General features: G+C 46.0%; 22 protein-coding genes. 7 read left to right on the top strand and 15 right to left on the bottom strand.

The genetic code is table 11. From position 1 onward, the window contains the following. Nucleotides 1-2: 2 nt before the first annotated feature. Complete coding sequence (locus IEW88_RS02815) at nucleotides 3-1,070, bottom strand: 3-deoxy-7-phosphoheptulonate synthase (RefSeq protein ID WP_053423256.1); 1,068 nt, start codon at nucleotides 1,068-1,070, stop codon at nucleotides 3-5. Between the two features lie 347 nt (nucleotides 1,071-1,417). Here IEW88_RS02815 and IEW88_RS02810 point away from each other — a divergent pair, with 347 nt between their 5' ends. Then, on the top strand, nucleotides 1,418-1,768 hold the full coding sequence (locus IEW88_RS02810; RefSeq protein WP_185148508.1) for a DUF3135 domain-containing protein: 351 nt from the start codon (nucleotides 1,418-1,420) through the stop codon (nucleotides 1,766-1,768). A gap of 102 nt (nucleotides 1,769-1,870) precedes the next feature. Continuing rightward, nucleotides 1,871-2,449, top strand: a complete 579-nt coding sequence (locus IEW88_RS02805; RefSeq protein ID WP_053423258.1) for a response regulator — start codon at nucleotides 1,871-1,873, stop codon at nucleotides 2,447-2,449. A gap of 196 nt (nucleotides 2,450-2,645) precedes the next feature. Here IEW88_RS02805 and IEW88_RS02800 read toward each other — a convergent pair whose 3' ends face one another. The 7 genes from IEW88_RS02800 to ffh all read right to left on the bottom strand — a co-directional run bounded on the left by IEW88_RS02800 (nucleotide 2,646) and on the right by ffh (nucleotide 8,160). Next, the gene (locus IEW88_RS02800) at nucleotides 2,646-3,872 is read right to left on the bottom strand and encodes a threonine/serine exporter family protein (RefSeq protein ID WP_147902832.1); all 1,227 of its coding nucleotides are present in this window, start codon (nucleotides 3,870-3,872) and stop codon (nucleotides 2,646-2,648) included. Between the two features lie 126 nt (nucleotides 3,873-3,998). Further along, nucleotides 3,999-4,601 (bottom strand): DNA-J related domain-containing protein, encoded by a 603-nt coding sequence (locus tag IEW88_RS02795; protein WP_147902833.1) that lies wholly within the window; start codon nucleotides 4,599-4,601, stop codon nucleotides 3,999-4,001. A 54-nt stretch (nucleotides 4,602-4,655) separates the two neighbouring features. Then, on the bottom strand, nucleotides 4,656-5,015 hold the full coding sequence (gene rplS / locus IEW88_RS02790) for a 50S ribosomal protein L19 (protein ID WP_008898080.1): 360 nt from the start codon (nucleotides 5,013-5,015) through the stop codon (nucleotides 4,656-4,658). Nucleotides 5,016-5,037: 22 nt separating this feature from the next. Beyond that, nucleotides 5,038-5,814 (bottom strand): tRNA (guanosine(37)-N1)-methyltransferase TrmD, encoded by a 777-nt coding sequence (trmD, locus tag IEW88_RS02785; protein WP_008898079.1) that lies wholly within the window; start codon nucleotides 5,812-5,814, stop codon nucleotides 5,038-5,040. Then, nucleotides 5,814-6,341, bottom strand: coding sequence for a ribosome maturation factor RimM (gene rimM / locus IEW88_RS02780; protein WP_053423261.1), 528 nt, complete (start codon nucleotides 6,339-6,341; stop codon nucleotides 5,814-5,816). The genes trmD and rimM overlap by 1 nt, the downstream gene beginning before the upstream one ends. 32 nt (nucleotides 6,342-6,373) lie before the next feature. Then, entirely contained in the window at nucleotides 6,374-6,625 is a 252-nt protein-coding gene (gene rpsP / locus IEW88_RS02775; RefSeq protein ID WP_008898077.1) for a 30S ribosomal protein S16, read from the bottom strand. Between the two features lie 167 nt (nucleotides 6,626-6,792). Beyond that, nucleotides 6,793-8,160, bottom strand: a complete 1,368-nt coding sequence (gene ffh / locus IEW88_RS02770; RefSeq protein WP_147902834.1) for a signal recognition particle protein — start codon at nucleotides 8,158-8,160, stop codon at nucleotides 6,793-6,795. A gap of 180 nt (nucleotides 8,161-8,340) precedes the next feature. Here ffh and IEW88_RS02765 point away from each other — a divergent pair, with 180 nt between their 5' ends. Both IEW88_RS02765 and IEW88_RS02760 read left to right on the top strand, forming a co-directional pair. Then, on the top strand, nucleotides 8,341-9,150 hold the full coding sequence (locus tag IEW88_RS02765) for a cytochrome C assembly family protein (protein ID WP_053423263.1): 810 nt from the start codon (nucleotides 8,341-8,343) through the stop codon (nucleotides 9,148-9,150). A 92-nt stretch (nucleotides 9,151-9,242) separates the two neighbouring features. Beyond that, complete coding sequence (locus IEW88_RS02760) at nucleotides 9,243-10,511, top strand: HlyC/CorC family transporter (RefSeq protein WP_053423264.1); 1,269 nt, start codon at nucleotides 9,243-9,245, stop codon at nucleotides 10,509-10,511. A 92-nt stretch (nucleotides 10,512-10,603) separates the two neighbouring features. Here IEW88_RS02760 and IEW88_RS02755 read toward each other — a convergent pair whose 3' ends face one another. From IEW88_RS02755 to IEW88_RS02745, 3 genes are all read right to left on the bottom strand, one after another. After that, on the bottom strand, nucleotides 10,604-11,221 hold the full coding sequence (locus IEW88_RS02755; protein ID WP_053423265.1) for a transglycosylase SLT domain-containing protein: 618 nt from the start codon (nucleotides 11,219-11,221) through the stop codon (nucleotides 10,604-10,606). A gap of 183 nt (nucleotides 11,222-11,404) precedes the next feature. Beyond that, a complete protein-coding gene (gshA, locus tag IEW88_RS02750; protein ID WP_147902835.1) occupies nucleotides 11,405-12,979 on the bottom strand; it encodes a glutamate--cysteine ligase in 1,575 nt (524 codons plus the stop codon). Nucleotides 12,980-13,090: 111 nt separating this feature from the next. After that, nucleotides 13,091-13,546: a CBS domain-containing protein gene (locus IEW88_RS02745; RefSeq protein ID WP_147902836.1), complete on the bottom strand. Its 456-nt coding sequence runs from the start codon at nucleotides 13,544-13,546 to the stop codon at nucleotides 13,091-13,093. 93 nt (nucleotides 13,547-13,639) lie between these two features. Here IEW88_RS02745 and IEW88_RS02740 point away from each other — a divergent pair, with 93 nt between their 5' ends. Further along, nucleotides 13,640-15,187 carry a methyl-accepting chemotaxis protein gene (locus IEW88_RS02740; RefSeq protein ID WP_147902837.1) on the top strand — a complete coding sequence of 516 codons (1,548 nt, stop codon included), beginning with the start codon at nucleotides 13,640-13,642 and terminating at the stop codon, nucleotides 15,185-15,187. A gap of 55 nt (nucleotides 15,188-15,242) precedes the next feature. On the opposite strand, the gene clpB is transcribed toward IEW88_RS02740, so the two are convergent. From clpB to rluD, 3 genes are all read right to left on the bottom strand, one after another. Beyond that, nucleotides 15,243-17,828: an ATP-dependent chaperone ClpB gene (gene clpB, locus IEW88_RS02735; RefSeq protein WP_147902838.1), complete on the bottom strand. Its 2,586-nt coding sequence runs from the start codon at nucleotides 17,826-17,828 to the stop codon at nucleotides 15,243-15,245. Between the two features lie 93 nt (nucleotides 17,829-17,921). Further along, nucleotides 17,922-18,656 carry a peptidoglycan editing factor PgeF gene (gene pgeF, locus IEW88_RS02730; RefSeq protein ID WP_147902839.1) on the bottom strand — a complete coding sequence of 245 codons (735 nt, stop codon included), beginning with the start codon at nucleotides 18,654-18,656 and terminating at the stop codon, nucleotides 17,922-17,924. Beyond that, complete coding sequence (rluD, locus tag IEW88_RS02725) at nucleotides 18,656-19,630, bottom strand: 23S rRNA pseudouridine(1911/1915/1917) synthase RluD (RefSeq protein WP_147902840.1); 975 nt, start codon at nucleotides 19,628-19,630, stop codon at nucleotides 18,656-18,658. Before rluD ends, pgeF begins: the two co-directional genes overlap by 1 nt. A 126-nt stretch (nucleotides 19,631-19,756) precedes the next feature. On the opposite strand from rluD, the gene IEW88_RS02720 reads away from it, so the two are divergent. Continuing rightward, nucleotides 19,757-20,509 (top strand): outer membrane protein assembly factor BamD, encoded by a 753-nt coding sequence (locus IEW88_RS02720; protein WP_053426168.1) that lies wholly within the window; start codon nucleotides 19,757-19,759, stop codon nucleotides 20,507-20,509. A gap of 203 nt (nucleotides 20,510-20,712) precedes the next feature. Here IEW88_RS02720 and radA read toward each other — a convergent pair whose 3' ends face one another. Further along, a complete protein-coding gene (radA, locus tag IEW88_RS02715; protein WP_147902841.1) occupies nucleotides 20,713-22,071 on the bottom strand; it encodes a DNA repair protein RadA in 1,359 nt (452 codons plus the stop codon). Between the two features lie 112 nt (nucleotides 22,072-22,183). Here radA and IEW88_RS02710 point away from each other — a divergent pair, with 112 nt between their 5' ends. Further along, entirely contained in the window at nucleotides 22,184-24,733 is a 2,550-nt protein-coding gene (locus tag IEW88_RS02710; protein WP_147902842.1) for a PilZ domain-containing protein, read from the top strand.

Genomic DNA, 24,733 nt, shown 5'->3' with positions numbered 1-24,733 from the left:
TCTCAGGCTGCCACTTCAGAGGATTCAGCTAAGGATAGCTGCTGTTCTAAACCTGCCAACAACTCGGCAGTGGTGGCCCAGTCGATACAAGCGTCTGTTACAGATACACCGTAAAGTTCGGCTTTACCATCTACCAAATCCTGACGCCCTGCATGAATATGACTTTCCAGCATAATACCGATAATGGCTTTGTTGCCTTTGACACGCTGCTCAATCACAGACTGAGCCACAATACCTTGCCTGTTGTGATCTTTACTGGAATTGCCATGACTACAGTCAATCACCAAACCTTCAGGTAAACCATGTTTACGCAGCGCAGCCAAGGCTGCCTGCACGCTGTCTTCGTCATAGTTAGGTTTAGAGCCGCCACGCAAAATCACATGACCATCCGGATTTCCGGCGGTTTGCACCAAAGAGACCTGACCTTTTTGGTTAATACCAATAAAGCTGTGACCACTGGCAGCTGATTGCAGCGCATTCAGTGCGATATTTAAATTACCGTCCGTGCCATTTTTAAAGCCAACCGGCATCGACAGGCCACTGGCCATTTCACGGTGAGTTTGTGACTCCACAGTACGGGCTCCGACAGCTGCCCAACTGATTAAATCAGATAAGTACTGCGGACTGATCGGATCTAAGGCTTCAGTAGCTGCAGGCAACTCCATCTCCACTAAATCAAGCAGTAAACGACGGCCTTTAGTTAAACCTGTTTCCAGATCAAAAGAGTCATCCAGGTGCGGATCATTAATAAATCCCTTCCAGCCGACCGTAGTGCGAGGTTTTTCGAAGTACACCCGCATTACGATATACAAGGTATCCTTGTATTGCAGTTGCAACTGTTTCAAACGACGGGCGTAATCCATAGCGGACACCGGGTCATGGATAGAGCAAGGACCTGTGATCACCAACAAACGTGGATCACGACCATGTACTATGTCAGCAATTTCCTGACGGGATTTCTGAATAAAGTCAGAACCTGCACCAGATAAAGGTAAAGCCTGTTTTAACACCGCAGGCGGGCTTAATAACTGCTCCGATACTATACGTAAATCGTCAACTATCTTAGTCATTTTTATGCTCCTGTTTGCATCATGCGTTGCCAAAGCGCCGGTTTTACTTGATAAATGCAAGCAGAACACCAGTAAACTTATATTTACAACACGTATTTAATTAATTACGAATAGAAGCATATTAAAAACCAAAGCTAAACAAGTCAACCATTAAAGCCAAACAAATAAGGGCTTAAACCAAAAACAATAGACGAAGAGAAAATGTACAAATTAATTTACACAATGATTGTGAATGCAATATGAAATGTTCTAAGCCCATCACCTGCTACTCAAACAATACGAATAACAAGCTGAAATGAATGGTCTACACTAAGAAACAACTTCTTTTTTTGTAAATGGGCGCTGTTATGGCTGCTTCCACCTATTCACCGCTACCAGCTTTCGATGAATTACTGCATATGGCAAAACAAGATCCGGCTGCACTGGATCGGTTACAGCAGAAATTGAACCAGGAACTGATCGACGCGCAGAGTGATAACGAAGGAAGAAAAGCCATTCAACAAACCTTATTCAGGCTACAGTCAGAACAATTGAGATATAAAGCTCCCCTGGTCCGGCTAACCAGAGCCTATCAACTCATGTTGTCGGAAATGAGCCGGATGCAGGATGCTCTGGAACTGTTATGCAAGACGCAAAAACCGCAGCAAAAACCTTGTGCAACTATTTTGCCGTTCAAGCAAAAGGAGAAGGACCCCTAGCTGAAAAAAAGCGGTTGAAAATCACAAAAAATAAAGTGACAGCGGCCTGTGTTCTCGTCTAGAATTGATAAAAATACAAAATATGATACCCATTAGCCCCGTATGAACAAAAGTAAGCACACAGAACCTTTATTGTCGACTCAACAAGCTGCTGATTTGCTTGGCGTTTCTTTACGCACGGTGCAGTTGTGGGTAGAAAAAGGTGCTCTGGACGCCTGGAAAACTCCAGGTGGTCATCGTCGTGTCACTCAGTCTTCTGTCGAACGCCTTCTGCTGAAAAATCAAACCCAACCTGTTGATAATTCAGTTCGCATTTTACTCGCTGAAGATGACGAGTTACTGAAACAACTTTATAGCCTGCAAATTGAATCCTGGGATTTACCCATCAGCTTGCAATCTGTCACCAACGGTATTGCCGGGTTGTTGAAAATCGGCGAATGGGCACCACAAATTTTGATCTCAGATTTGCAGATGCCTGAACTGGACGGTTTTCAGATGATCCGTGAACTGAAACTCTCTCCACGTCACGAAAATATGAAAATTATTGTTGTGACAGCACTAACAGATGCAGAAATTGCAGCTGGTGGCGGCTTACCTGAATCAGTGCAACTGATGCGAAAACCACTGTTATTCAGCGACTTAAAAGACCGCTTAGAGAAGTTACTACAAGAGCTGCGTTAATCGCAGCTTTTTTATATTTTGCTGTCCTGCAAAATGTTCCGGCCAGTAGGCAGAGCCACTTACGCTCATCCGAGCATTGCCAAACTATTGGCAATGCCTTTACTGGCTGCGCCCTGACGGGCCATCGTCGCTGCGCTCCTCGCCCCGATCATTTGTTTCAGCAGATTAGCTTTGGGTATAACGAAAATCGAATTTGCTACAACGCCTTCCTTGGTGGTAATGCCACGTTAGCAAATATAAAGCCTGCTACCAGCGACATAAAAATCAGAAAGGTTTGCTGACCCAATTGATCAGTCGCCACCATCTGCTGGCCTGAAACAAAAGCATTTAAGCCTATGTAAGTTTTACTGCCAGGCACCAGTACGATCATGCCCTGCAAAGAGACTATGCTGGCCGGTGCATTCATCAGTCTGTTAAATAGGTTACCGTATAGACCTACAGCAAAAGCTCCGACAAAAGCTCCTAGTGCTAATCCCAGATAATAAGCGCCCCACAAGCTGGCTGCATAAGCAATAAAGCCTGATAACAGCCCCCAGAGCGCGTGCCGCAATCTGGCTTTAAACACCACCACTAAGCTGCCACATAAAATAGCGACAGCTAACCAACTAGTCCACTGCGGTACTGAAGGTGCGATTTGTGGCGGAATTTGGCCGAACAATACCTGACCTAAAGCTACGCCTAAGAAAGCACCAAAATACAGCTTAAACAACAGCATCACCGCATCCATTACACGGGCAGTACCTGACACCAGATGACGGGCGGCGAGCTCAGCTAAACCCAGGGTTAAAGCCAGGCCAGGAATAAAGACGATGATGGCAGATAAAACCACCAAAGGTACGTTGATCATCGGGTCGATATACACAGCCACAGCTGTCGCCAACAAAGCCGAAACCAAAGCCACTAATGGTTCCAGCATATGAGCCACACGGCGCGACTTCATCGACCAGAGTACAAACAAATACACAATCAGGCTTAGTACTGTGGCCCAGAATACATCATGCCAGCTGGCGCGCATTAACATGGCAAAAGCGCCCCCTGCAGCACCAAAAGCCACAAAGGTAGCCCAACGTGAATAAGGGTTAGGCGCAGCAGTAATTTGATCCAGCCGCTGATTGACATCCTGTAAGGTCAGTTTACTGCTGGCAAGCTGGTCAACCAGCTCATCTGTATAAGACAATGCACCTAAATCAAGCTCGCCGGGGCTTACTCGGGAAATATGAGTGTATTCATTTTCATCGCCAGGGATCCAAAGCACAAAAGTCAGCACTGTAGGCGTAATAGCAAAAGAGCCACCTACTTGCAGCAACTTGGCCACTTCCTGTAAGTGCGCTTCCAGGCGGTAAGCTGGGGTGCCAAACTTATGCAGCATTTTGCCAAGCTTGACAATAAAACGGCGTTTTTCAATAAAACTGGCGGAATCCACTTCAGGGTCCTTGTCGCGTTGCAACACAATACAGCTATTGTAGTGGGCTTTGTAAAGTATGGATAGAACAGGATAAAGCTAAGTGATTGATAAAGTCCAAGTTACAGCACTTTTTATAGTGCGGCTCTACGAAGATAGCTCAGCCAGCAGCCATTGGTATTCCTGCTGTAATAACTGAAAAGCTGCAGCATCGCCACCTTTATCCGGATGCAAACGCAGAGCCTGCTGTCGGTAGTTTCTTTTCAACTGGGCGACAGAATAAGGGCGGCTTAACTGCCATTTCTGCTGCAGAAAACCTGTGTCGAGCGCTTTATTTTGTTGATGCAGCTCCAGTTTTTTCCAAAACTCATTTAACAAAGACTGTAATTTATCATCCGTCATAGCACGCATATTTTGCCAGTCCAGATAGTAAGCAGCTTTCTCCTGCTGCTCTTGCCATAACGCTACTGCATTATCGGGTAACGATGTCACCGTATAAACCATCACTTTGGCATAACCAATATGCAACAAGGCTACTTGCTCCTGCTGCCACTGCGCCTGCAGTACAAACAAATGATGATAAAGAATAAAGTGTTGTTGGAATAACAAAGAGTCGACAGCGAGAGAGCGGGGTTCGGGGAAAAAGGCTTTTAACTGACGTAGCAATTCCTGCTCGCTGATCTCACCTTGTCTGGACAACAGGAAAGCTTCGAGTGCAGTAACTAAATCATCTTGCAGCTCTGTGCGCATGACTTAAGTAAAGGCGAAAAAAAAGGCTGACACAAGGTCAGCCTTTCCAGTCGCTTAGTTAAGCTTTTCGCGGATACGCGCTGATTTACCTGAACGATCGCGTAAGTAGTAAAGCTTGGCACGGCGGACTGCGCCACGGCGTTTCAGCGTAATGCTGTCAATCATAGGGCTGTGCGTCTGGAATACACGCTCAACACCTTCGCCGTTGGAAATTTTACGAACTGTGAAAGCTGAATGCAGACCACGGTTACGTTTGGCGATAACTACGCCTTCGTAAGCCTGCAGACGGGTTTTGTCACCTTCTTTCACTTTAACCTGAACAACTACAGTGTCACCTGGGCCAAATGCTGGCACGTCAGTTTTTAACTGTTCGTCTTCAAGTTGCTTGATAATGTTTTGGCTAACTTTGCTCATAACAATCTCACTTTACCTGGAATTAACTATCGTGTTGCTGCAACGCCTGGTGTTCCAATTGGAATTCATCCAGTAATTTGCGTTGCTCCTTAGTCAGAGCCAGGGCATTTAACATATCCGGCCGTCTTAACCAGGTTCTACCAAGAGCCTGTTTCAGACGCCAGCGTCGTATATTTTCATGGTGTCCACTCAGCAACACCGGTGGAACCTCTTTGTCTGCTAACACCGCAGGTCTGGTGTAGTGTGGACAGTCTAACAAACCAGTTGCAAACGAATCCTGCTCTGCCGACTCTTCGTGCCCCAGTACGCCAGGTACTAGTCGCGATACCGCATCAATCAGCGTCATCGCAGGCAACTCGCCTCCACTCAGCACGTAATCCCCTATTGACCATTCTTCGTCAATTTCGGTTTCAATTACGCGTTCATCAATGCCTTCGTAACGGCCTGCCACTAACAGCAGTTTCGGGTAACGTGAAAGTTCCTGTACACCTTTTTGGTCTAGCTTGCGGCCTTGCGGCGACAAATACACCGTATGTACATTTCCTCCGGCAGCTTGCTTAGCGGCGCGAATAGCGTCGGTCAGCGGCTGCACCATCATCAGCATTCCGGGACCACCACCAAAAGGGCGATCATCGACGGTATTGTGTTTATCCGAAGTATAATCCCGCGGATTCCAGCACTCTACCTGCAACAACCCTTGCTTTACAGCGCGGCTTGTTACACCAAACTTTGTAATAGCATCAAACATCTGCGGGAACAGAGTAATAACCCCAACCCACAAACCAGCTTGCTGCGACATTAAAAGTCCGGATCCCAGTCTACTAAGATACGTCGTTCAGCGTTATTCACTTCCTTAATAACAGAGTCAGTCAGGAAAGGGAGTAAACGCTCCGTCTTGCCAAATGCATCGGATTTATTGGCTTTCACAACGAGAACGTCATTTGAGCCAGTTTCCATCATGTCGACCACTTCACCTAAGTGATAACCAGCCTCGTTCACTACTGCCATGCCCATCAGGTCACGCCAATAGAAATCACCCTCAGCAAGCTGGGGTAATGCAGAACGCTCTACTGCGATATCCGCATTGACGTAGAGTTGAGCCTGGTCGCGGTCAGCCACGTCTGCCAGTTTTACGATCAGGCCGTTGCCATGTCGTTTTTTACCGGAGATTTGCATTTGACGCCAGTTACCCTGCACTTGAATTTGCCAGGGTGTGTAATCAAAAATCCCTTCCGGGATATCGGTATAGGAGTTTACTTTTAGCCACCCGTTGATGCCGTAAACGGCGCCAAACTTACCTAAGACAACTAAATCTTTACCGTTCAAGGTGAAACTCCGACCTTTATTTATTTTAGCTATTAAGCAGCAGTTTTCTTAGCAGCTTTCACCAATGAAGCAACGCGGTCGCTTAAAGAAGCGCCTTGCGATACCCAGTGGTTGATACGCTCTAAGTCAATACGCGTTTGCTCTTCAGTACCGCTAGCGATTGGGTTGAAAAAACCCACGCGCTCAATGAAGCGGCCATCACGGGCAAAACGGCTGTCCGCTACCACAACTTGGTAAAATGGACGCTTTTTCGCGCCACCACGTTGTAAACGAATAGTTACCATACCGTCCTCTAATAATCGTTCAGGATTTAAAAAAATAACAAACCCCGCGGTCAGACCGTGGGGTCGGTGAATTGTACGGATTTTTGCCTGCTTTGCAAGGTTTTTCGGGCTTTGGCAGCATATTTAAGCTTTTGCCAAAACCCGACAGCAAGAGGCCGGAGCAGGACTTAACGGGGAGGTAACAGTCCAGGTGGTAACTTACCCCCCATACCGCGCATCATCTTCATCAAGCCGCCTTTACCCGACATCTGCTTCATCATTTTCTGCATTTGGGTAAATTGCTTCAGCAGTTGGTTCACATCCTGCACTTGGGTACCTGAACCTGCAGCTATACGTTTTTTCCGCGAGCCTTTGATTAAATCCGGAAACAAGCGCTCTTTTTTCGTCATGGAATTAATAATGGCTTCCATTTTATTGAACTGCTTATTACCCATCTGATCCATAGCACCAGCCGGTAAATTTTTCATGCCAGGTAATTTGTCCAGCATCGACATCATGCCACCCATACCACGCATCTGTACAAGCTGGTCACGGAAGTCTTCTAAACTAAAGCCCTGCCCTTTCAACACTTTGGCAGCGACTTTAGCGGCTTGTTCTTTATCAACCTTCTGCTCGATTTGCTCAATCAGGCTCATCACATCGCCCATACCCAGAATGCGGGAAGCGATACGATCCGGATGGAATGGCTCTAAGGCGTCAGTTTTTTCGCCCATACCGATAAACTTAATCGGCTTACCAGTGATATGACGAATAGATAAAGCAGCACCACCACGAGCGTCACCATCGGCTTTAGTCAGGATCACACCGGTCAAAGGCAAAGCTTCATTAAAAGCTTTCGCTGTATTGGCCGCATCCTGGCCTGTCATGGCATCAACCACAAACAGAGTTTCGATAGGTTTCACCGCAGCATGCAGTGCTTTGATTTCGCACATCATTTCTTCATCAACATGAAGACGACCAGCGGTGTCGACGAGCAGCACATCAAAAATTTGTAAGCGGGCATGAGCTATAGCCGCGTTGACTATATCTATAGGCTTTTGTGTCACGTCGCTTGGGAAACACTCCACACCCACTTCTTTAGCCAGCGTTTCTAACTGCTTAATAGCAGCAGGACGATAGACGTCAGCAGAGACCACCAATACTTTTTTCTTTTTGCGCTCTTTTAAGAACTTAGCCAGTTTACCGACAGAGGTGGTTTTACCCGCCCCCTGTAAACCTGCCATTAAAACCACAGCAGGTGGCTGAACATTAAGCGCCAGCTCTTCGTTCGCTTCGCCCATCGCATCTTCTAATGCTTTACGGACGATTTTCAGAAATTCCTGACCAGGTGTCAGACTTTTACTGACTTCAATACCTACTGAGCGTTCTTTGACCTGATTGACAAAGTCACGTACTACAGGCAAAGCAACGTCAGCTTCTAACAGAGCCATCCTTACTTCACGTAAGGTTTCTTTGATATTATCTTCAGTTAAACGACCACGACCACTGATGTTCTTCAGCGTTTTGGTTAGGCGGTCCGACAGGTTTTCAAACATAACTTAGCACCTGATATACAATATGGCCGGATTATATACCCAAGTGACCTCAAGATGCGAGTTAGCAGTCAGCCGCCATCTGAGCAGAAGCTGTTACTCTGAATACCTCAGCTTAGGCTGTCAAATGCGAGTAATTTGCAATAGAATGTTAAATCTTCACGAATCAACAGGATCTGATTTATGTTAGTTGAGCTGTTACCCGGTGTGGCATTAGTTGGTTATCTGCTGGCAACAGTAATGGTCTTGTCACGTCTGGTGCATCCACAAGGCCCGAACTATAAATTGATGTTCAGTGCAGCTTTAATAGCTATCGTCTGCCACATGCTGTTTCTGGCTGACTCAATTTTTGCCGACTCTGGCCAAAACTTCAGTTTGTTGAATGTGATCTCACTGGTATGTTGGTTGATCAGCACAGCTATTACTGTCACGGCTCTTCGTACCCCAACCGTCTTATTGCTTCCGATAGTCTATGGTTTTTCAGCGCTGACGCAATTAGCGGTTCTGGCGCTACCGACTGAAGTGCAAATGCAACACTTTGAACACAATCCTATATTACTGATGCATATCATAGTAGCCTTCGTCGCCTATACGCTGCTCATAGTCGCCACTCTCCACTCTCTGCAAGTGCACTACATTAGTAAAAAACTAAAACAAAAAGACTTTATGCTGGGTAATCAGTTCTTGCCGCCTCTGCTTCAGGTAGAACAGCTGCAGTTCAGAGTGTTATTGCTCGGTACTTTATTACTGGGTTTGACTTTATTCAGTGGCGCAGCCTTTACTGATAACTGGCTGGCTGCACATAACCTGCATAAAAATATTTTGAGTTCCATCGCCTTTCTGGTGTTTGTGGTGCTGTTATGGGGTCATGCTCAATTAGGTTGGCGTGGTCGTCTGGCCATTGCATTAACCTTTACTGGCAGTACTTTGCTGACTCTGGCTTATTTTGGCAGTCGTTTCGTGCGTGAAGTGATACTGGAGCGGCTCGGATAACAGCTTTTTACCGCTAAGGGTCATTAAGGCTTGACTTGGCGGGCACTTCATAATATCAAATAGCTTCGATTAGCCCTACAGGTACAGTACTTTTGGACGAGATCTCAACCAGCACCCTCTTTATCATATTGGGACTGCTGGTGTTATGTTCTGCATTCTTCTCAGCTTCTGAAACCGGCATGATGTCGGTGAACCCATACAAGCTTAAACATCTGGCCAATGAACAGCATAAAGCTGCGCTGCGCGTCACAGCAATGCTGGAACGCCGTGATCGGCTGATTGGTTTGATTCTGGTGGGGAATAATCTGGTCAATATTGCCGCCTCTGCAATTGCGACAGTGATTGGTCTTCGACTCTACGGCGATTTTGGTATTGCCATAGCCACAGTAGCGCTGACAGTGATCATCCTGATTTTTGGCGAGGTGACACCAAAAACACTGGCAGCTTTGCATCCGGAACGAGTGGCTTTTCCTAGTTCTGTAGTGCTCAAACCCCTGATGAAAGTGCTTTATCCTGTGGTCTGGTTACTGAATAAAATCTGCAATACCTTTTTAGGCTGGCTGGGAGTCAGTGCTGAACAACATCACGGCAGCAGCTTAAGCTCTGAAGAACTGCGCACTGTAGTGCACGAGGCCGGAGCTTTAATTCCGCAACAACACCAAAATATGCTGGTCGGAGTGCTGGACTTAGAAAAAGCCACAGTGGAAGACATTATGATCCCCCGTAACGAATTAGTTGGGGTCGATATTAACGACGAATGGAAAGACATAGTGCGCCAGCTGTCTAACAGTCAACACAACCGCATTTTGTTGTACCGTGACAGCGTTGATGATGCTTTGGGTTTTATCCATAGCCGCGAGCTGGCTCGCTTAGCATTGAAAGAACAGCTGAATAAAGCCTCTTTATTACGTTCAGTGCGGGAAATTTATTTTATTCCGGAAAATACCCCACTCAATACCCAGCTACATAAGTTTCAAAGCTCGAAAGAGCGTATAGGTCTGGTAGTGGATGAGTACGGTGATATTCAGGGTTTAGTGACCTTAGAAGATATACTTGAAGAGGTAGTAGGTAACTTCACTACCGATATCGCAGATCATCAGAATAACGAAATTCAGCCTCAAGCCGATGGTAGTTATCTGGTCGACGGCGGTATCAACTTAAGGGATTTAAATCGCGATATGCAGCTGAACTTTCCAACAGACGGCCCTAAGACCTTAAATGGTCTGGTGTTGGAATACCTGGAGGAAATTCCGGAAGCTAGCTTGGGTTTAACCTTGGCAGGCTGCCCTATGGAGATTATCGAAGTGCAGGACAATATGATTAAGACAGTGCGGTTAATGCCTCACTTACAGCAGGATTAATAGATTCCGTCGTACTTGAATTTAAAATTTGAGCCGGGCGCGGATAAACCGCGCTCCAGCCATGGCATTTTCCTTTACACAACTGGATTGAGTTAACCAAACAAACCAAAAAACCAGCCGCTTTTAAACTCGTCTTCACAGCTCTGCAACTGACGTTGATACATGGTTGCACGCTGCTGAACCTTGCGGGACGTTTCCATCAACCAGCGCTTTTTATAGTAGCTGCCACGCTTATAACCGCCCCAGCCCTCGTGATAATTCAGGTACTGAGCATAGGCATCCGACTTCGATACTCTATTAATACGGCTACTTTTATTGATATACCAACCCATAAAATCCAGCGCATCGTCAAAGTTGGAGCGGGCCGCAAAATAACTGCCCGTCTCCCGACCATAGTCTTCCCAGGTTTCATCTTTCACTTGAGCATAACCATAAGCCGTACTGGCCCGACCGACAGGAATAAATCCGAACCAATACTGCATCGGAGGCTGCGCATCATGCTTAAAGCTGCTTTCCTGATACATCATCGCCATAGGCACATGAATGGGCACGTCCCATTTATCGCGCATATCCGCGGCGGCATCATACCAATCGTCATGTTCGCGGAATATGTCACATAAATTAGAGCTATTTTTTGGCGGAGCTGTCGCGCAACCTGTCAGTGCTGTGGCTAGTGATAAGAAGAGTAAAGTTTTTTTAATTTTTTTCATCGGACGCTGAACTTTTTAAAACACAACTCAGACTAACCCAATGAATGGATTCAACCAAGTTTTTGTTTTTCATCCCTGGATTATCCTTATCCTTAGTTTTCACGGCCAGCTTGCTGGCCGTTTTTTTATCTGTAAGATAAGGAATTTGTAAACAAAAACCGGATTCAAAATCCGGTTTAATCTTTATAAATCAGCAAAGTATCGTTCGAGATACTGATCAAAACTCAGGTCATCTGCCTGCTCGATCTCTTGTTGTTCACGTAAAGATTGCTCGGCCATTTTTTCAAACTCAGCCTCGCTATAAATTTGATAATCCATCGCCGCCAGTTGCTGTCTGTACTGCTCTGCCAAAGACAAGGCATAATAAGGGCTGTCCTGTTGCTGCGCTATTAAACGACTGAGTAACTTGCCTGAGTAAGTTTGGTTTGGATCAAGCAAGCCTAAATAAAACTCTTTCATCACAGCTTTATAGGCATCACCACCGTGAGCTGCGTCCATCCACTCGGCAATCGGCATTAGATCGGCAAATAACTGCTCTGCCCAGTCCAACATCAACCGAGGCTGCCCTTGGTCATTCAAATCCAGATTTTGTCGGCGACCGTCAGTAACAACTTTACGTAAATTCTGCTCAGTGATCGTTTGTTCTTCAGCAGATAAATCCGGACTTTGCTCTAATAAACAATAAATTAAGAACAAATCGAGAAAGCGCATTTGCTCCGCATTTATGCCTACAGCACTGAATGGGTTCACGTCTAAAGCCCGCACTTCAATATATTCGACACCACGGCGTTTTAATGCACAAGTTGGGCGTTCCCCACTTTGAGTGGTGCGTTTTGGTCGAATAGTCGAATAGAATTCGTTTTCGATTTGCAGAATATTGTCGTTCAGTTGCTGATATTCGCCGTCCACTTTGATGCCAATAGAAGCATATTCTGCAGAGGGCGTCGAAATAGCCTGGCGCAGGCCTTGAATATAATCAGGCAGGTTGTTGTAACTGATATTCAAACTGGACTGAGCACTGTTGGTGTAGCCCAAATCACTCATCCGCAAGGAGGTAGCATAAGGTAAATACAAAGAGCCTTTACCCAAGGTCTGGAACTTGTATTTAGGTTCACGCCCCTGCAAAAACGAGCTGCACATTGCAGGTGACGCACCAAACAAATACACCACCAGCCAGACATATCTTTTGTAGTTACGAATTAAGTGCAGGTACTGAGCAGAAATAAAGTCCTGTAACGAACCGGTATCGCCTAATAACTTTTGATACTGCTGCCAAAACTCTTGTGGGATAGAGAAGTTAAAATGCACACCACTGATGGCCTGCATCATACTGCCATAACGGTTTTTAAGACCCTGACGGTAGACAGTTTTCATAGTACCGACATTAGAGCTGCCGTACTGCGCCAGGCGGATCTCGTCCTGATTATCGATATAACAAGGCATTGAGCCAGCCCAAAGTCGTTCTTCACCAATGTGAGATAGAGCAAACTTATGGATGTCGGTCAGCTGTTTTAGCGTAACTTCTATATCAGTCTGCGCAGGAGTAATAAACTCAAGCAAAGACTCAGAAAAATCTGTAGTGATTAAAGGATGAGTTAAAGCCGAACCTAAAGCTTTCGCATGATCGGTTTGTGCCAGTTGACCATCGGGTTTGATCCGCAATGTCTCCCGCTCAATACCCCGTCTGATCCCTTTAATCGCAGTTTTAAATGACGTGGTGCCAAGCGCAGCCAGACGTTGTTCGAGGAAATGACTCAAGCTGATCCCTTAATTCTGAATAAAAAGCAGAGCATAAAATGGGGCGACTTAAATTAAAAAACAAGAGCGCCGGCAGATTAAGTTTCTCTGACAAAAAATGATGCTGTTAGTTTACTCTTCTTCAGACGAGGCACCATAAGCTAATCTGCTTTTGCGCGCCGCCTGCAATACTACAACCCGCATAATATCTTTCCACGACACTATACCTATAGCCAGGTTATCCAGATCAGTCACAGGCAAACAACCAATATTGTGTTTGAGCAATAAAGCCGCAGCTTTCACTACTGGATAGTCTTCAGGCACAGCAATCACAGGGCTGGTCATCACATGCTTAATTTTACGACTGGTGACAAAAATATCTAAGGTTTTTTCTGAAGCGGCATCCATCACTGGAGCCAGTGCTTTGAAATAATCCTTTACTGAAACTATACCTACCAAACGTCGGCTGGCATCAACTACGGGCACATGCTGAAATTTTGACTGGTTAAAAATATCTTTTAAGACAGACAAACTCATATCTGGGTCAACCATAGTCAACTTTCTGGTCATAATGGCAGATACTTGCATAATGCTCCTAGGCTCGCTTATCTGAGAGATCTTTGAAATAATGCCGCCGCTTTGATCCAGATTAACTGAATGATAAATAAAAAGGAAATATGCATGAACCGCCGCAACCAGCACCTAGTTGACCAGGAAGTTCAGTACGACGCCGGACAAGAGCTAGTCTCCACTACAGATACCCGTGGCGTTATCACTTATGCGAACCCTGCGTTTTGTCAGGTGGCAGGATACAGCGAGGATGAACTTGTCGGTAAAAACCATAATCTGGTGCGTCACCCAGACATGCCTGCAGCCGCTTTTGCTGACCTTTGGAGCCATTTAAAACAAGGGCAATCCTGGCGCGGCATGGTCAAGAATCGCTGTAAGGACGGCCGTTATTATTGGGTCGATGCTTTTGTTACCCCTATCTATCAGCAACAACAACTGGTGGGTTACCAATCAGTACGAGTCAAAGCGAGCCCGGATTTGATCCAAAGAGCCGATCGTTGTTATCAGGCAATTAATTCCGGCAAAGCAGTTAGCCAGTGGAGTGGCAATAGCAGTTTACGTCGACTGATTGCTCTGTTGTGCAGTTTAATTTTAATCACTGCTGGCGCATTACTCTGGTCTCATGCGTTATGGCTGGCGTTACTTATTCCAGCCATTTTCTTTGTACTGATGTATGAAGAATTAGTAGATATTCCAGCCCAGCTACAGAAAATTAAGCAAGATTTTGACTCGGTATCCCGTTATATCTACAGCGGTAAAACCGCATTTTCAGTCGCAGATTTCCGTCACCAGATGCATCAGGCTCGTTTGCGCACTGTGTTAGGCCGAACCAAAGATAGCACTAACAAACTAACTAGTATTGCCGATACGCTGGAAGAAGCTGTGCATTTAACAGAACGTGGTATTCATCAACAAAGTCAACAACTGGTGTCTATTGCTGCTGCCACTCAACAATTAAGTAGCACAGTGCTGGATATTGCCGAACGTACAGGTGAAACCAATCAGAAAGTGGGCGAAGCGCAACAGATTTGTCATCAGGCTGAACAAGTCATGCAATTAACCGCCAACACAGTAAAAAAACTAGCGGTAGAAGTTCAGGGCGCAGCCAGTACAGCAGATAACTTAGCGGTTGAAGCTGAACGCATTGGTGCCGTCATGACAGAGATTCAGGGAATAGCAGATCAAACCAACTTACTGGCGTTAAACGCTGCTATCGAAGCAGCACGGGCTGGTGAACATGGCCGCGGCTTTGCTGTTGTTGCTGATGAAGTCCGAGCCCTGTCATCACGCACTCATAAAGCCACAGAGCAAATACAGCGCTCTATTGGTGAAATCCAGCAAACTTTACTGAGCTGGGGCAAAACTATGACCCAAAGCCGCGAGCAGGTAGAAGAATGTGTCACTCAAACCACCCACAGTACAGAGCAACTGACTGATATAGTGGCGATGGTGAACACCATCGATCATTTGTCATCGCAAATCGCCACTGCAGCCACTCAACAAGGTCAGGTTGCCAGCGAAGTGGCAAGCAATGTGCAAAATATCCAGCATATTGCCGACGAAAACTTAAACAATATGCAACTGGTCGCTGACAACAATAAACGTTTGCATCAGCAAGCAGCTGAAATAGCAAACTTAAGCAAAACCTTCAGTCAGTAATTTTGGTTGTGAAAAAGCCCGCAGCAGCGGGCTTTTTTATTCTCAATAGCGCGGCTTAATGCGGATTCGCAGAGCCAATGACAAACTGCCCTTCTTGTGCATCAACAGTCACTATTGAATTAGGTTTAACCTGCCCCTTGAGTAAGGTCTGCGCCAAGGGGTTTTCTATATAGTGCTGAATAGCACGTTTTAACGGCCGTGCACCAAAGACTGCATCAAAACCAGCTGCAGCTAACAGATCCAAAGCGCTATCTGTCACCGACAAACCAAAGCCTTTATCCTGTAAGCGCAAACGCAGACGCTGCAACTGAATCGAAGCAATGTGGCGGATATGAGCGTTATCCAGCGGATGGAATACCACGGTTTCATCCAGACGGTTTAAAAACTCAGGTCTGAAATGTTTACTCAGTACTTCCATCAGCATGTCTTTCATTTGCTGATAATCCTGATGCTGATAATGCTCCTGAATAAGGTCTGAGCCTAAATTCGAGGTCATAATGATCACTGTGTTTTTAAAATCCACAGTACGACCTTGTCCGTCGGTTAAACGACCATCGTCCAGTACCTGCAACAGAATATTAAACACATCCGGATGCGCCTTTTCTACCTCATCCAGCAGTACTACGGAATAAGGTTTGCGCCGCACAGCTTCAGTTAAATAACCTCCCTCTTCATAACCAACATAACCAGGAGGTGCTCCAACTAAACGCGAGACACTGTGTTTTTCCATAAACTCTGACATATCAATGCGGATCAGCGCCTCCTCTGTATCAAACAGGAACTGGGCTAAAGCTTTGGTCAGCTCAGTTTTACCAACCCCTGTCGGGCCTAAAAACAGGAAAGAGCCAATAGGTTTATTCGGATCGGCTAAACCTGCACGGGAGCGGCGGATAGAATTCGAGACCGCTTCTAAAGCTTCGGTCTGGCCTACTACACGTTTTTGCAGTTCCTGCTCCATCCGAAGCAGCTTATCACGCTCGCCTTCCAGCATTTTACTGACCGGAATACCAGTGGCCTTGGACAGGACATCGGCAATTTCCTGCTCTGTTACTTTATTCCTGAGCAAAGTCATTTCGTGCATTTCAGCCTGAGAGGCTAAATCCAGGCGTTTTTCTAACGCCGGAATACGTTCGTATTTCAGCTGTGACATGCGGTTTAAATCACCAGCACGGCGCGCCACTTCCATATCCAGCCGGGCTTGTTCTAAGTCCGCTTTGATATTCTGTGTGCCTTGTAAGGCCGCTTTTTCTGAAGTCCAGACTTCATCCAGCTCGTTGTATTTCAAATCCAGTTCACGAATTTGCTCCTGGATCATGTCACGGCGCTTTTTCGTCGCATCATCAGTTTCTTTGGCAAGCGCATTGTCCTCCAGCTTCAGCTGAATAATACGCCGCTCTAATCTGTCCAACTCTTCTGGTTTGGAGTCCATCTGCATCCGGATACTCGAAGCCGCTTCGTCAATTAAATCTATGGCTTTATCCGGCAGTTGCCGGTCACTGACATAACGGTGCGACAAAGTCGCAGCAGCCACTATGGCCGGATCGGTAATTTCTACCGCATGGTGCAGCTCGTAGCGTTCTTTTAGGCCACGTAAAATGGCGATAGTGTCTTCCACTGAAGGTTCGTCCACTATGACTTTCTGGAAACGTCGCTCCAGTGCCGCATCTTTTTCAATGTATTTGCGGTATTCATCCAAAGTGGTCGCACCTAAACAATGCAGTTCACCCCGCGCTAACGCAGGTTTGAGCATATTGCCAGCGTCCATAGCACCATCAGCTTTGCCTGCACCGACCATGGTATGAATTTCATCGATAAACAGAATCACCCGGCCTTCTTCTTTTGAAAGCTCGTTCAATACCGCCTTTAAACGTTCTTCAAATTCACCACGGTACTTAGCCCCCGCCAATAACGAGCCCATATCCAAAGACAATACCCGCTTGTCTTTTAAACCTTCCGGCACTTCTTTATTGATAATACGCAGCGCTAAACCTTCGACTATGGCGGTTTTACCCACCCCAGGTTCACCAATCAGTACCGGGTTATTTTTAGTGCGGCGCTGCAAAACCTGAATACAACGGCGGATTTCTTCATCCCGGCCTATCACCGGGTCTAACTTACCGGCCTCAGCCCGCGCTGTTAAATCCACCGTATATTTGTTCAGAGCCTGACGGCTGTCTTCTGCGTTCGGATCATCCACATTCTGGCCGCCACGGATCTGATCTATAGCTTTTTCCACTGCCGCTTTGTCTAATCCAAGCAGGCGTAATAAATGGCCCAGTTCAGATTTATCCTCACAGGCGGCCAACACAAATAACTCGCTGGAAATGTACTGATCTTTTCGCTTCTGCGCGTATTTATCACACAAATTCAGCATATTAATAGTGGCCGCAGACAGCTGAACATTCGCATCCGCGCCTTCGACCTTGGGCAATCGCTCTAAGGCTTGGGATAATTTGGAGCGCAGTTCGTTGGTGTTGATACCAATTTTGCTAAATAGATCTTTAGTGGATCCACCTTCCTGATCCAGCAAGGCAAACATCAAATGAATAGGTTCTATAAACTGATGGTCACGGCCCAAAGCCATAGATTGAGCTTCGGCTATGGCCAATTGGAATTTGCTGGTGAATCTGTCGAGTCTCATAACATCTCCGCATAAGTCAAACTGCTGTTGACATTAAGATGGGGGAGAGCTGACTAATTATCAAGCAGTAAAACGTCAAAAATTTGACTTATATCAATCCATCCAGATACAGGAGGCCATGCGACCTGTCTGGCCATCACGGCGATAGGAGTAAAAACGTTGTGGGTCGGAGTACGTACAAAAACCGCCACCGTATAATTGAGTCACACCAGAAGCGTTCAAACGAAAACGCGCCAGTTGATATAAGTCAGCCAGCCATTTACCGGTTTTATCCGGCACAGCTGCAAAAGCAGCATCGGCTTTGGCATCTTTTTCCACAAAAACTTGCCGTACTTCGTCACCAACTTCAAAAGCGCTGGGGCCAATAGCTGGACCTAACCAAGCCATCACCCGACGGGGATCAGGGAATCGCACCAACGTCTGTTCCAGCACTCCATCCACTAAACCTCGCCACCCCGCATGAGCGGCCGCCACCTGAGTGCCATCCAGATCACAAAACAATACTGGCAGACAATCTGCTGTCAGTACCACTGACACCAGGCCTTTGGTTTTAGTGGTGCTGGCATCGGCAGTCACAGGTCCTGCAGAAAAATCAGTGTGTTCAAGAAACAGACAGTCTGTGCCATGCACCTGATTGAGCCATAAAGGTTCAGCTGGCATCTTGGCCTCTTGCCTGAACAGCTGACGATTCTGCGCCACAGCTTCAGGCCTGTCGTGGACATGACTGCCTAAATTCAAGCCAGCGTAAGGAGGCAAAGAGACGCCCCCCTCACGAGTACTGATTGCTGTTTTGACATTCAATGGCGCAGGCCAGTCTGCTTTGAACATCAGGCAAAGTCCAGACCATGGATTTCAGTGTCTTCACGTAGCGCCAGCGTCAGTTCAACCATATCGTCTGGGATAGGCGCATGCCATTCCATAATTTCACTGGTAATAGGATGCGCTAAACGCAGCATAGCCGCATGCAGTGCCTGACGCTTAAAGCCACGCAATACAGTAAGCAAAGCTTCATCGGCTTTACGCGGTGGACGTGGACGTCCTGCGTATACTGGATCGCCTACCAGCGGGTAATTGATATAGGTCATATGCACACGAATTTGGTGAGTCCGACCTGTTTCCAGGCGTAAACGCAAACGAGTGTGGGCACGGAATTTTTCCATTACACGGTAGTGGGTCACAGCAGGACGACCTGAGCTGGTCACTGCCATATGAGTACGTTTGGTAGGGTGACGGCCTATTGGCTCATCCACTGTGCCGCCCGCTGTCATAGTGCCATGGCAAATCGCTTCGTATTCACGGGTAATTTCCCGCTCCTGCATCGCTTCCACTAAATGGGTCTGAGCCGGAATAGTTTTGGCAATCACCATTAAACCTGTGGTGTCTTTATCTAAACGATGCACTATACCCGCACGTGGCACTTCAGCAATAGAAGGACAGTGGTGTAATAACGCGTTAAGTAAAGTACCGTCGGCATTGCCCGCACCAGGATGCACCACTAAACCCGCAGGTTTATTGATCACCATAATGTGCTCGTCTTCATAAACGATATTCAGATCAATAGGCTCAGCTTCAAAACGTTCATCGTCCGGTAACTCGGCCTGGATCAATACAGACTCCCCTCCCAGTAACTTTTCTCTGGGGGTGTTGCAGAGCTGGCCATTGATTTGAACCCAATCGGCTAAAATCCACTCTTTTATTCTGGAACGCGAATAGTCCGGGAACATTTCCGCTAATACCTGATCTAAGCGCTTACCAAAAAGATGGTCAGGTACAATTTCTGCAAGTTTTATCTGTTTTGTCATGTCGGAACCAGTTATCCTGTGTGCATACCCGAACTGTCTGGGTTAGAATCGGGCTATAAAAGTCTATTTTAACGGTTTTACTCCAGACTAAATAGCCAATAGGTTTAAGTAGTAGCGGATTTTTAAATGAAAGTGAATTTTTTAGCCATAATCGCCCTAGCTTTAACACTTACCGCCTGTGCGGGGAACAAAAATGCTGAAGAAGAGCTGGTTAATACCAACCAGTCTGCTCAGCAAATGTATGAAGAAGCCAAAAATGTGCTGGACTCAGGTCTGTATAACAGAGCTATTGAGCTATTAAAGGCGATGGAAAGTCGTTATCCATTTGGCCCACTGTCTCGTCAGGTGCAGTTGGATCTGATTTATGCCTACTACCAAAGTGGTGATACCACTCAGTCGTTAGCCAGTATCGACCGTTTTATCCGGTTAAATCCAAACCATCCGGATTTAGACTACGCCTATTACATGCGTGGCCTGAGCAATATTAAAGCAGATGAAAACTCCTTTCAGGAGTTTGTTGGCATAGACAGAGCTGACCGCGATATGTCCAGCACCAAACAAGGTTTTGAAGATTTCAAAATTCTGGTGAGCACTTACCCAAACAGTAAATATGCCAACGATGCCAGAAAGCGTATGTTTGCCATCAAAGAAAAACTGGTTCGTTACGAATTACTAGTTGCTGATTATTATGTTCGTCGTGGTGCTCATCTAGCAGCGGCTAACCGTTGTAAATACATTGTTGAGTACTACCGTGATTCACCACAGGTAGAGCAAGCACTGAAGATTATGGTCGAAAGTTACGATAAATTAGGCTTGGCGAAATTACGTGATGACGCTAAAGCTGTGTTGTTGCTGAACTTCCCTAACGCTCTGAATTAATATACCCGTCGTAATTGGAGCCGCAGCTTTGTTGACTGCGTCTGATTTTAAGAAAAGAGTATCGCCCCAGTCACATAGTTCACTATGCGCCTGGGGTCTTAATCACTTGTCGCCTCGCTGCAACATCAATTACCTAGGGTATCAAAACAGAAAAAACGGCTTTTAGGCCGTTTTTTTATGTTTGCTTATGCCTAACTTTGCGTTTACAACGCATCCAAGGCTTCTGATAATTTACTGACTGCAACTACTGTCATGCCTGGAATGGCCTCTTTGGGCGCATTGGCAACTGGCACTATAGCGCGTTTAAAGCCATGTTTCGCCGCTTCTTTTAAGCGCTCCTGACCGCTGGGTACAGGACGGATTTCACCGGACAACCCCACTTCACCAAACACCACCAACTCATTAGGCAGAGCTTTATTTTTAAAGCTGGAGACCAATGCCAGCAAAGTGGCTAAATCAGCACTGGTTTCGTTGACTTTGACGCCACCTACCACGTTGACAAACACATCCTGATCCGCCATTTGAATACCGGCATGACGATGCAATACAGCTAGTAACATCGAAATACGGTTTTGCTCCATCCCCAAAGTGACGCGACGTGGGTTATTTAGCGGTGAATAATCCACTAAGCCTTGAATTTCCACTAGCAAAGGTCGGGTTCCCTCCCACAGCACCATCACAATAGAGCCTGGCGTGTCTTCTTTGCCACGGCTTAAAAATATCGCGGATGGGTTTTTCACCTCACGCATACCTTGCCCTGTCATCGCAAAAACACCCAGTTCATTCACAGCACCAAAACGGTTTTTATTACCTCGTAACGTGCGGTATCTGTTGTCCGTATCACCATCCAGTAAAATAGAACAGTCGATACAATGCTCAAGAACTTTGGGGCCAGCTAAAGAACCATCTTTGGTGACATGACCCACCATAATCACAGCCACATTATGCTGCTTGGCAAAACGGGTTAAATAAGCCGCGCTTTCCCGCACTTGCGACACACTGCCTGGCGCAGACTGAATATCACTCATCTGCATCACCTGAATGGAGTCGATCACCATAATGCGCGGCTTTTCCTGCTGAGCCAGCTGGCAGATGGTCTCAACATTGGTTTCAGCCAGCATCATTAAGTTTTGTGTCGGTAAGCCTAATCTGTGGGCTCGCAGCGCTACTTGTTGCAAAGATTCTTCACCCGTGACATACAAAGCTTTGTCTGTAGTCGCTAAACCACACATAATCTGCAGTAATAACGTACTTTTGCCTGCACCAGGGCTACCGCCTATTAAGATGGCAGAACCTGGCACAATACCACCTCCCAGAACCCGGTCAAATTCGGCAAAACCAGAGCTAAATCGCGGTACATCCTGCAGGTCGACCTGATCCAACCGGATCACTTTGGCAGCAGTCGCACCAGCATAACCGTCAAAACGTTGCTGTTTTGTCAGGCTTGGCAAGCGCACTTCACTAATGCTGTTCCAGGCACCACATTCTGTGCATTGGCCTTGCCAGCGCACAAAGTCTGCGCCACAGTCATTGCAGACGTAAGCACTTTTAGTTTTAGCCATTTTTTAATCTCTTTTTATTAAAAGGCACGATTATTGCTTTTACATCGTACTGGTTTTACTCTAACCCAATTATTGATGCGGGGCATGATGCCCTGTAAGTGTTTAAGCGAGCATGACAACAAACGACTTACAAGCTCATAGCAGCGTGCTGGAACGCCTGAAACCCCTTATTAACACAAAGATGTTTGATGAGGAATTTAAGTTATTGACCGCAGACTTAGCCAAATCACAACAATTCCTGATCAAAATGGAATTAAAACGTCTGGCCCAACCCTGCAGCTATTATATAGATTTACGTGGCAGGGTCGACGGCGAAGTTCGTCCTTTTGAGTATAAAGGCCAGACTCATTATCTGGATGAAGTGGCAATACAGACCTTTGAAAAAGGACTGAGACAATATGGCCAATACACTATTGGGATTTTTGAAGATGTCACCAACACCGATAACAACTTCAGAGTAAGACATCAGCAGGAAACCAATAAAAGACTGCAGGATGTGTTATCCAAAGAGACCACCAGCACAAGCAATCTGACCTCGCAACCCTCAGATATTGATGCAACAATAAACGATTATAAAGCAGCTCACCTGATCCGCTTTGCCGGTTATAGTGTTCGCCGCGAAGAGCGGATGAATTTCTCCATTGATATTGAAGTTCTGTTGCAAGAGGACGAACGTTTTCCGGCAACCACCAGTGATTTGTCCGTTTCTGGCTGCAAGATAAAAATACCTCTTGCAATAGAGATGAGTGCCGGGCAAAAAGTTGCCATATTTTTCCGTGGTTTAGAACAAGAGTTTGCCTTAGGTATCAACAATGGCATCCCTTATCAGGTGATCGACGTTGAAGCTGCTGACAAAAGTTATTATGTCAGATTAAAGCGTTTACCTCTGGCGGACGAAAAAGGCTTTTCAGAGTTTCTGCAGCATTTTATTCATGGCAATAAAAGACGCTATAAGGTCAATCTGGATAACACCTATGAAGCGGTATTTATCAAAGGTTACGAACAGTTTTACCTGCCACGTATCAGTTCTTTACCCGTATTTCTCTCTGTTCAGGATGGCAAAGCGACACCGAGCTGTGTATTGACCACGGAAAATAACAGACATCTGATGCATTATTTTCAGGATGAGCGCCAGCAACATGTCTTGCCTCAGTTACTGCATGTCCGTCGCTTAAAACAATGTCTGGCCAAAGATGCCAACGAGCACAGCACTGTGCTTTATACCTTTACTCATGCAGCCAAAGGCAGATTATTCTTTTATTCAGCAACCAGTGAAGAATTGCAGCAACACTCTAAACTAAAACCTGTATTTTTTGGCTTTGGTGCGGCTAAACCCAGCTTTCGTGCGTTCAGAATGTCGGTATTACGTACTTTGCCTGCTCATGCACATATTCCATTGTCCTTACCAAACAGTGCTGATCAGGAAATACAAAAGCTAAACCAGCCCCCTACACCTTTAATCGCAAACTTTATTCGTAACTTGCGTTATATAGTGGAGCTGACCGATATCAGTACTGCGCACAGCTCTAGCCTGTATAAAGCCATGACCTATGACGCCGCTCTGCTGAATAAGCTCAAAGTATTTGGCCATGGCAAACTGGAACATATTCCTCCGATTGAAAGTGCTTCAGTGCAGTATGTCAACTTACGTTCTGAGAGCCGATTTTTATATAAAACTACAGTGATGCTGGCACAGGCGAAAGGACCTGATATTCAGGCATTTAGCCGCGACTTTTCCAGTAAAGGCCTGCAGATTGAATGTGCGGAACTTGTCAGTTTTTCAAAAGGTGATCAGGTAAAAATCAGTTTGCCGGAACTACAAAAAATCACCACTAAGCATCAGCTTTCTGGCTTAGCTTATGAAGTGATGGCCGTCAGTAAAAATAAACTGATTATGAATATGCGGGTAATAGACCCAACCAATGATCATCCAGGTAAAATATTTTTCCAACAACTGATTAATAACAACAGAAGCAAACTGACCATGGCAGAGGAAACGCCTAAGTTTCCAGGCCTTGGTCCTGCACTGCGAAATATGTACGTCAAGGCTTTGGATAACTTCGCGTTTTATGTACATCGACAAGGCGTGCGCTATAACCTGGATGTGGTCGCTGTTGGCGCTAAACCCAATTCACTACACAAGCTGCTGGCGCAGTTTAGTGATAATGCCAACTCAATAACTATGCTGCCGCTGTTGAAAAACAACGCCACCAATTTGCATTTTGCCAATCAGCTGAAAAAAATGAAGCGTCAGGAAGTACCATTCAGTTATGAGGTATTTTTACGTTTTATTCCAGGGCAAGACAGCATAGAACAAAGCTTTGAAACTAAGTTTGATTTTGACTTTCAGTTGCATAGTGCAAAAAAAGCGTTTATCGATGATGTGGTCAATACTGATGTGTTGTTTGCTTTTAAAATCTTTTTATCCCGCACAGGTCGCCCTGACACCGAGCATATAGCTAAAGAACTTGGTTATGTCAGCACTTATGCTATTCACAAAGCAAAAGTACTGGAAGAGGAGCTGTGGAGCGTCGTAGGTGTAGGTGAAGTCGTTGATATTACAGATGAAGTTCTATTGCGTTCTAACCTGAGCAATACACAAATAGCGCAGCAACAGCAAAAACGACTGACGTTATTGGCGAGTATTCAACTGCCTGAATAA

It is taken from the genome of Rheinheimera tangshanensis (genome assembly GCF_014645135.1).
GTDB classification, from domain to species: domain Bacteria; phylum Pseudomonadota; class Gammaproteobacteria; order Enterobacterales; family Alteromonadaceae; genus Pararheinheimera; species Pararheinheimera tangshanensis.
Note: the sequence above shows the minus strand (reverse complement) of the source record. Positions and strands in the feature narration are given on the sequence as shown.